This window comes from Brevundimonas sp., from assembly GCF_004210735.1.
In the GTDB taxonomy this organism is placed as follows: domain Bacteria; phylum Pseudomonadota; class Alphaproteobacteria; order Caulobacterales; family Caulobacteraceae; genus Brevundimonas.
In genome coordinates this window covers 1-8,572 of the sequence record NZ_SDZL01000079.1, presented here as the reverse complement: position 1 = coordinate 8,572, position 8,572 = coordinate 1, and the positions used below count along the sequence as shown (strand labels likewise).

Genomic DNA, 8,572 nt, shown 5'->3' with positions numbered 1-8,572 from the left:
GGGGGGCGGCGGCTGTAGCCCCGCCGTCCCCGCGCCCCGTGTTGACGCCCCCACGCCCGCAGATCTGCCGCGACCGGCGGTCCTCGCACCTTCGCCCATAGTCGAGGCGCCGCCGCCCCCCACGCCGGGGATCGAGGCCGATCCCATGGCCCCGCGCCGCGACGCCCCGATCTTCCGCCTGTCGCCCGGCGCTCAGGGCGCTTCCGCACCCGCCGTCCAGCCCGTCGCCCAAACTGTGACCCAGCCCCTGACCCAGGCGCCCGGTGTTGCAACCGCCCCGTCCGGACAGGCCGCGCGCTATTATTCCGTCCATCGTCAGGCGGGCCGCCAGCCTGACGCCGTGGCCATGCCGCAGCCGCTCTATCTGGACGCCCTGCCGGTCGAGCTGACCCAGGCCCCCGCCTCGCGCGATCTGGCCGAGCCCGGCGGTCCGCCGACCCTGCTGCGCGGCGCCGACGGCCGTGTGCAGCCCATGACCCCGACGACCGATGGCGACCTGCCATGACCGCCGTCTCGCCTGAACAGATGATCGCCGACTTGCCCACTTCGCGCCTGCCCGACCTGATCGAACTGGCGAAGGAGGAATCCAGCGAGAAGCGTCGCGCCCTGCTGCGCGAATTGACCGACCATTTCTTCGGCGCCTCGGCCCCGCGCACCGCCAATGAGCAACAGTTGTACGGCTCCGTACTGGCCGATCTGTCGGCCGAGATGGAGGTCGCGGTCCGTGCCGAACTGGCGACCCGTTTCGCCGAGACCGCCAACGCGCCCGCCGCCCTGATCCGCGCCCTGGCCCATGACACGTTCGAGGTCGCCGAGCCGGTGCTGCGCGCCTCACCGGTGCTGACCGACGCGGATCTGATCAATGTCGCGCGCACCCACGGCCAGGGCCATCTGCGCGCCGTCTCCAGCCGCGCCAACGTGTCCGAAGCCGTGTCCGACGTGATCGTGGAACGCGGCGACGACGAGACCCTGGGAACCCTGCTGCGTAACGACGGCGCCCGCCTGTCGCGCGCCGCGTCTGAAACGGCGGTCGAACGGGCCAAGGTCAATCCCGCCCTTCACGCCGCCACGGTCGAGCGCAAGACCCTGCCGCCCGATCTGCTGAACGAGATGTATTTCGTCGTCGAGGCCCGGCTGCGCCAGCGCATCCTGGAACAGAACGCCGGCATGGATCCGGCCTTGCTGGACAGCGCCCTGGCCGCCGGCCGCGCGCGTCTGGCCGCCGATGACGGCGCCCTGCCGGCCGACTACGCCAAATGCCTGGCCTATGTCGAGGAACTGCGCGCGGCGGACCAGTTGACCCCCACCGTGCTGGCGCGCTTCCTGCGCTCGGGCAGCCGGACGTCCTTCCTGATCGCCCTGTCGCAACTGGCGGACATCGATTTCCACACCGCCCAGGACATCGTCGAGCGGCGCGAGCTGGACGCCCTGGCCGTGGTCTGCAAGGCAGCCGACCTGGATCGCGCCCTGTTCCTGACCTACGCCATGGTGCTGCTGAACCAGGACGGCGACGCCATGGGCAAGGCTCGCGCCTATGCCCGCATGTACGGCGACCTGAACCGCGAAGCCGCCCTGCGCACCCTGCGCTTCTGGCGCGCCCGGCGCGGCGCGCAGGCGGCCTGACTTCATCGCCAAAGCAAAACGCCCGCCTCCTTGCGGAAGCGGGCGCTGCATCCAGCCGTTTGGCCGGGGCTTATTTCTTGGCGCGGGTGGTGCGGGCGGGTTTGCGGCCGCCCTGGCCCAGGCCCATCTGCTTGGCCAGTTCCGAGCGGGCCTTGGCGTAGTTCGGGGCGACCATCGGATAGTCCTTGGCCAGGCCCCACTTCGCCCGGTATTCCTCGGGGCTCATGTTGTATTTGGTGCGCAGGTGACGCTTCAGCGACTTGAACTTGCGACCGTCTTCCAGACAGATCAGGTAGTCCGGCGTGATCGACTTGCGCACCGGAACCGCCGGTTCCTTGGGCTCGGGCTCGGCTTCGACAACGCCGCCCGACACCTGCGACAGGGCCGAGTGGATGTTGGCGATCAGCGAGGGCAGGGTCTCGGCCGCGATGGTGTTGTTGCTGACATAGGCCGAAACGATATCGGCGGTCATTTCAAGCAGTTCGGGTTTTTCTTCCATCGTGTCCGTCATAGTGGGTTTCAAGGAGGAATTGATATTCTGACTGTTCTAGGTCGCGCTCTTAAGAGTAATCCAAGGGCTTGGCAACGCTGTTATTCACTACTGATATCACGATACCGCCAAGCGTTGTGACCGCGACGATACCCACACGAGAGTCTAACGACCGAAATTCTCCGCCAGCGCGATCATCGCGGACCATTCGGGCATTGAGTATTCGTCCATCGACTCGTCTTCACCGTCGCGGATCGCCTGTATCAAGGCCGGCGTCAGGGCCGATGACAGGGACCAGTTCCAGTAACGCAGCACGGTCTGCGCGCGATCGACCGCCAGCATCTCGTACGTCACCTGAACCCGTTCCCATGTCGGGTGGACGGCGCCGCTGGCATCGGTTTCGGGCCGACGCATGGAGCGCCACAGCGCCGTCAGGTCGGCGCGCGACAGGCCCGTCGCCTTGCACAGAATGGCCACCGCCTCGCCGCCCGGATCGCCCAGGATCTTGGCCCCCGTCAGCGGCTTGATCCCCGACAGATAGGCGATTTCCGAGGCGACCTCGCGCGACAGGCCGTCGCGCCCCGCCGTCGCCACCGCCTGCTCCAGGTCGATGAAGGGGCTCTTTTCGATGGCCGCGCGATTGCGCTGGCGCCGCTCGATGAATTGCAGCGCCTTGCGCGCGACCGGATCGCTCCAGTTCTCGGCGGCGGCCATGGCGAAGACATCCTCGACCACCTCCTGCATCACCTCGCGCGACACGGCGAAGCGCTGCAGGATGGTCCGGCGCTCGTCCGGCCGGCACCACCAGAACATCACATAGGCGCCCGACGGCCGCAGTTCGGGGCGGCGCAGCAGGGGGATGCACAGGCCGGGATGATGGCGGCTCAGGCTGACCACCCCCTCCAACGCCGGCTGCGACAGGCGCGCCGTGGTGTTGCGCAGCACCGCCTCGATCACCCCGATCTCGCCAAAGCTCATCAGCGTCTCGGTGACGATCTCGGACAGGCCCCGGCGGCTGGCCATCAGGAAGCGGTGATCCTCGGTCGCGTCCCGCGCACAGGCGGCCAGATCGCTGTCGGTCAGGCCGGCGCACTGTTCGATCAGCGGCGCAGACACCGACGGATCATCGCGCAGCAGCAGCCGCACCAGATTGCTGGGCAGGTCCGACAACGGCGCCAGCCGCGTGGCGACACGACGCCGCTCCTCCACGCTGGCCAGTCGCAGGATCTCGACCAGCAGGTCGCCGGTCACCGCCCGCTCGAACGTATTGATCCGGCTGGCCGGCAGCGAGACGACGTCCGCCAGCCGCTTCAGCAGCGCATGGCGCGCCCGGTGTTCGGGCGGTCGATCAGGATTGAGCGCGGGCTCGGACATGCGACGCCAGCCTAGCTTCGGGTGGTTAACTCCCGGTGTCGCAACGGCTCGTCAAGATTGGGGATGGTCGCCTTAAAGCCCCTCGAACAGCGCCGTCGACAGATAGCGTTCGGCGAAGCTGGGGATGATGGCGACGATGGTCTTGCCCGCATTCTCGGGCAGCGCCGCCCGGCGGAAGGCGGCGACCAGGGCGGCGCCCGAGCTGATGCCGACGGGTATGCCCTCGACCCGCGCCACGCGCCGGGCCATGTCGAAGGCGTCGTCATTGGTCACCTGCTCGACCCCGTCGATCACCGCGCGATCGACGTTGGCGGGGATGAAGCCCGCGCCGATGCCCTGGATCTTGTGCGGGCCCGGCTCGCCGCCCGACAGGACCGGGCTGGCCGTCGGCTCGACCGCGATCATCCGGACCGACGGCTTCTTCGCCTTCAGCGCGTGGCCGACGCCGGTGATGGTGCCGCCGGTGCCGACGCCGGCGATGACGATGTCGACGCCGCCGCCGGTGTCGTTCCAGATCTCCTCGGCTGTGGTGACCTCATGGATGATCGGGTTGGCGGGGTTGTCGAACTGCGACGGGGTCACTGCGCCGGGGGTGCTGTCCAGCAGCTCCTGGGCGCGGGCGATGGCGCCCTTCATGCCCTTTTCGGCGGGCGTCAGCTCCAGCTGCGCGCCCAGCAGGGCCAGCATCTTGCGGCGTTCGACCGACATGCTCTCGGGCATGCACAGGATCAGCTTGTACCCCTTGGACGCCGCCACGAAGGCCAGGGCGATGCCGGTGTTGCCGCTGGTCGGTTCGATCAGGGTGGCGCCCGGCTGGATCTTGCCGGCCTGCTCCAGCGCCTCGATCATGGCCACGCCGATCCGGTCCTTGACCGAGGCGATCGGGTTGAAGAACTCCAGCTTGGCCAGGACCGTGGCGCCCGGCGCCATGTCGGATTCGTATTCCGCCGTCAGATTGGGCAGGCGCACCAGCGGCGTGTCGCCGATGGTGTCGATGATGCTGTCATAGACCCTGCCGCGCCCGGCTTTCAGGTGGCGGCTGGCGTCATAGGCGGAACCGGACATGGGGAGATCTCCGTATTTAAGCTCCCTAAAAGATAGGTCGATCGCGCTCACCGCAAGCTGGTCTCATCAATCTTGACCATCGGCGCGCCGCGTCCGATGCCGAGCGAGCAAGGACCAAGAGGCCCGGACGGCGCATGATCTATGAATTCGAAGCGCCCCTGTGGCTCTATTCCAGCAGCGGCGCCTGGCATTTCCTGACCCTGCCGGTCGAGGTCGGGGCCGGGCTGAAGGCGCTGCGCGGACCCGCGCGCGGATGGGGCATGGTGCGGGTCGCCGTGACCATCGGCCGGACGCGCTGGTCCACCTCGGTCTTTCCCGACAAGACCAGCGGAAGCTTCCTGTTACCGGTCAAGGCGGCGGTCCGGCGCGCCGAGGGCCTGGCCCCCGGCGACATCGCGCACGTCACGCTGGAGATGGCCGTCTAGGGGCGAGACAGCCCGCGCCGCCCCGGATCGACCGCCACCACCTCGCGGATCACGATCATGCTCTTGAACGTCCGCACCCCCGCCTCGGGCGTCAGTTCGCGGATGGAGAAGGCCTCGTATTCAGGCATGTCGCGCACGGCCAGGGTCAGCAGATAATCGGTCTCGCCCGTCACGTCCCAGCAGCCCTGGACCTCGAGGCTGCGGCGCATGGCGGCCTGGAAGGCCTCCATGACCTTGCGGTCCTGGGTGTTCATCTCGACCAGCACGTGCAGCATGATGCGCGGCTCGACCCGGCCCGGGTCGATCACCGCCACGTCGGCCACGATCACCCCTTCGGCCCGCAGGCGACGCAGGCGGCGCAGCACCGCGGATTCCGACAGGCCCACCGCCTCGGCCGTGACGCGCGCCGGCTCCAGATTGTTGCGTCGCGCCCGCTCCAGCAGCTTGCGGTCAAAGGCGTCCAAGGTGACGAATTCCGTCATTGCACTTCACTTGGTGACGATTTCAGTCTCCAGTGCCGCTGAAATCGCCGGGAAGCGCAAGCGCGCGCTCGCTATGATCGGGGCATGTCGATGACCCTCCCCCATCGTTCGCCATCACCCGCCGCGCAGGCGCTGGCGCCCTATGTCGCCCTGCTGATCGGCATGGTGTCGCTGGCGGTCGGGACGTCGTTCGCCAAGAGCCTGTTTCCCATCGTCGGGGCCCAGGGGACGTCGGCCCTGCGGGTCGGTCTGTCGGCCCTGATCCTGGTGGCGATCTGGCGGCCGTGGCGGTTCCGGCTGGGCCGCGAGAACGCGCGGGCGGTGCTGCTGTACGGCGTCGTGCTGGGACTGATGAACCTCAGCTTCTACATGGCTCTGCGGACCATTCCGTTGGGCCTGGCCATCGCCATCGAGTTCTCCGGGCCGCTGACCCTGGCGCTGATCCATTCGCGGCGGCTGATCCATTTCGTCTGGATCGGCTGTGCGGTGGTGGGTCTGGGCCTGCTGCTGCCGATCTGGAGCGGCGTGCAGTCGCTGGACCCGGTGGGCGTGGCGTTCGCCGCCGCGGCGGGCCTGTTCTGGGCGCTGTACATCGTCTTTGGAAAGCGGCTGTCGCACATGCATGCGGGCCAGTCGGTCGCCCTGGGCATGAGCACGGCGGCGCTGATCATCCTGCCGTTCGGCGTGGCCAGCGCCGGCGTGGCGCTGTTGACCCCCGCAGTGCTGGTGGTGGGCCTGGCCGTGGCCGTCGCCTCCAGCGCCCTGCCCTATTCGCTGGAGATGATCGCCCTGCGGCACATCCCCAAGCGGACGTTCGGCGTCCTGTTGTCGGCCGAGCCGGCCATTGGCGCGGTGGCGGGCCTGATCCTGCTGTCCGAACAGCTCAGCGGCCTGCAATGGCTGGCCATCGGCGCCATCGTCATCGCCTCGGTCGGCGCCATCCTGACGACGCGCGAGGCCGTCGCAGAGACACCGCCGCTGGCGGCGTAGAGGCTCCAATCCTCCCCTGCGCAGCGGGGGAGGGGGACCACGAAGTGGTGGAGGGGGCAAGCTCTGGCCGCCACGCTTGAAGTCGCCCCCTCCACCATCCTTCGGATGGTCCCCCTCCCCCGTTTCGCTGCGCTTCACAGGGGAGGACAGGCTTCATCCTTCACCCGCCGTTAACCATGATGCCGCAAACCGTTAACGGCTGTTCCGGGGGCGTTCTTGCGTAATCTCATCGCCGCTGTCGAAGCGATCGATCCGCTGGAGGTGACCGGCAAGGTCGCGGGCGTGAACGGCCTGCTGATCGAGTCGCGCGGCGGCCTGTCGCGATTGGCCGTCGGCGCCCGGGCCGAGATCGATCGGCGGCACATGACGCCCTTGCCGGCCGAGGTCGTCGGCTTTCGCGACGCCAAGGCCCTGCTGATGCCGTTCGGCCCGGTCGAGGGCGTGGCCCCCGGCGCCGACATCCGCATCATCGACACCGCCGCCAGTGTGCGCCCGACCACGGCCTGGCTGGGCCGGATCATCGACGCCTTCGGCGAGCCGATCGACGGCAAGGGGCCGCTGCCGCCCGGCCCGGCCGCCTATCCCCTGCGCGCGCCGCCGCCGCCCGCCCATTCGCGCGGCCGGGTGGGCGAGCGGCTGGACCTGGGCGTCCGCTCCATGGATGTCTTCACCACCACCTGCCGGGGCCAGCGCCTGGGCATCTTCGCCGGTTCGGGCGTCGGCAAGTCGGTGCTGCTGTCGATGCTGGCGCGTCAGGCGACCTGCGACGTGGTCGTGGTCGGGCTGATCGGCGAACGGGGCCGGGAGGTGCGGGAGTTCATCGAGGAGACGCTGGGCGAAGAGGGGCTGAAACGCGCTATCGTCGTGGTCGCCACCAGTGACGAGCCCGCGCTGAAGCGGCGCCAGGCCGCATACATGACCATGGCCATCGCCGAGTTCCTGCGCGATCAGGATCTGGAGGTGCTGTGCCTGATGGACAGCGTCACCCGTTTCGCCATGGCCCAGCGCGAGATCGGCCTGGCCGCGGGCGAGCCGCCGACGACCAAGGGCTATACCCCCACTGTCTTCACCGAACTGCCGAAACTGCTGGAGCGGGCCGGGCCGGGGCCGACACGGCCGGACGGCACCACGGCCGGGCCCATCACCGCCCTGTTCACCGTGCTGGTGGACGGCGGCGACCATGACGAGCCGATCGCCGACGCCGTGCGCGGTATTCTGGACGGCCACATCGTCATGGACCGCAAGATCGCCGAACGCGGCCGCTTCCCAGCCATCGACGTGCTGAAGTCGGTCAGCCGGACCCTGCCCGGCTGCCAGACCCCGCCGGAGCGCGAGCTGAACCGCCGCGCCCGCCAGTGTCTGTCGGCCTACGCCAACATGGAAGAGCTGATCCGCATCGGCGCTTACCGGACGGGCGCGGACCCCATCGTCGACCGGGCCATCGCTCTGAACCCCGCGCTGGAAGCCTTCCTCGGTCAGGACAAGGACGACGCCACCCGTCTTGCCGATTCCTTTACCCAACTCGAACAAATACTGAATCAGGGCATGATCCATGAGTGAGCATCGCCTGATCCGTTCCTCCGGAGACGTCTGAATGACCGCCTGGGCTCAATCGCTGATCCGAATCTCCAACTATGAGGTCGAGACGCTGCAGAAGCGTCTGGCCGAGATCACGGCGCGCAAGGCGTCGGCCGAAATGCGCGTCGCCGTGCTTGAGGCCGAGTTCGAGGTCGAGGTTCAGCGCGCCCGGTCCGACACCGACGCCCGGTCGCTGCTGGCCGCCTACGCCGCCGGCTGGAAGATGAAGAAGGCCGCCGCCGAGGCCGACGTCACCGTGCTGGAAGGCGAGGAAGGCGGCGCCCGCGACGCCCTGGTCGGCGCCTTCGAGGAGCTGAAGAAGTTCGAGCATGTGGCCGAGGCCACCCGCCTGTCCAAACTGGCCGCCGCCGCCAAGCGCGAAACCGCCGCCTTCGACGAACTGGGCTTGCGCCGCCGTGCGGCGGGGTAAGACCACGCACAACCTCTCCCTCCCCGTACCGGGGAGGGTGGTCGCGAAGCGACCGGGTGGGGAGGGCGAGGCGATACCGAACGCTGCGGCTGATTTGCCTGGCCGCCTGCGGGCC

At 68.7% G+C, this 8,572-nt stretch carries 9 protein-coding genes and 1 pseudogene; 6 read left to right on the top strand and 4 right to left on the bottom strand.

Going from position 1 to position 8,572, the window contains the following annotated elements; all coding sequences use genetic code 11:
- Window positions 1–505, top strand: a pseudogene (locus tag EON91_RS13100) (hypothetical protein); the annotation flags it as partial.
- Entirely contained in the window at window positions 502–1,623 is a 1,122-nt protein-coding gene (locus EON91_RS13095) for a DUF2336 domain-containing protein (protein ID WP_292095558.1), read from the top strand. The pseudogene EON91_RS13100 and the gene EON91_RS13095, both read left to right, overlap by 4 nt.
- A gap of 70 nt (window positions 1,624–1,693) precedes the next feature.
- On the opposite strand, the gene EON91_RS13090 is transcribed toward EON91_RS13095, so the two are convergent.
- From EON91_RS13090 to cysK, 3 genes are all read right to left on the bottom strand, one after another.
- A complete protein-coding gene (locus tag EON91_RS13090; protein WP_292095560.1) occupies window positions 1,694–2,122 on the bottom strand; it encodes a MucR family transcriptional regulator in 429 nt (142 codons plus the stop codon).
- Window positions 2,123–2,278: 156 nt separating this feature from the next.
- A complete protein-coding gene (locus EON91_RS13085) occupies window positions 2,279–3,487 on the bottom strand; it encodes a DUF2336 domain-containing protein (protein WP_292095557.1) in 1,209 nt (402 codons plus the stop codon).
- 72 nt (window positions 3,488–3,559) lie between these two features.
- Entirely contained in the window at window positions 3,560–4,552 is a 993-nt protein-coding gene (gene cysK / locus EON91_RS13080) for a cysteine synthase A (protein ID WP_292095554.1), read from the bottom strand.
- Window positions 4,553–4,686: 134 nt separating this feature from the next.
- On the opposite strand from cysK, the gene EON91_RS13075 reads away from it, so the two are divergent.
- Window positions 4,687–4,977, top strand: a complete 291-nt coding sequence (locus tag EON91_RS13075) for a DUF1905 domain-containing protein (protein WP_292095552.1) — start codon at window positions 4,687–4,689, stop codon at window positions 4,975–4,977.
- Here EON91_RS13075 and EON91_RS13070 read toward each other — a convergent pair.
- A complete protein-coding gene (locus EON91_RS13070; RefSeq protein WP_292095550.1) occupies window positions 4,974–5,459 on the bottom strand; it encodes an Lrp/AsnC family transcriptional regulator in 486 nt (161 codons plus the stop codon). The two genes, EON91_RS13075 and EON91_RS13070, sit on opposite strands and share 4 nt — an antisense overlap.
- An 84-nt stretch (window positions 5,460–5,543) precedes the next feature.
- Between EON91_RS13070 and EON91_RS13065 the strand changes: the two genes are divergently transcribed.
- The 3 genes from EON91_RS13065 to EON91_RS13055 all read left to right on the top strand — a co-directional run bounded on the left by EON91_RS13065 (window position 5,544) and on the right by EON91_RS13055 (window position 8,457).
- Window positions 5,544–6,449: a DMT family transporter gene (locus tag EON91_RS13065; protein ID WP_292095547.1), complete on the top strand. Its 906-nt coding sequence runs from the start codon at window positions 5,544–5,546 to the stop codon at window positions 6,447–6,449.
- A 216-nt stretch (window positions 6,450–6,665) separates the two neighbouring features.
- The gene (gene fliI / locus EON91_RS13060) at window positions 6,666–8,009 is read left to right on the top strand and encodes a flagellar protein export ATPase FliI (protein ID WP_292095545.1); all 1,344 of its coding nucleotides are present in this window, start codon (window positions 6,666–6,668) and stop codon (window positions 8,007–8,009) included.
- 34 nt (window positions 8,010–8,043) lie between these two features.
- Window positions 8,044–8,457, top strand: a complete 414-nt coding sequence (locus EON91_RS13055) for a flagellar export protein FliJ (protein ID WP_292095543.1) — start codon at window positions 8,044–8,046, stop codon at window positions 8,455–8,457.
- The last annotated feature ends 115 nt before the right edge of the window (window positions 8,458–8,572 follow it).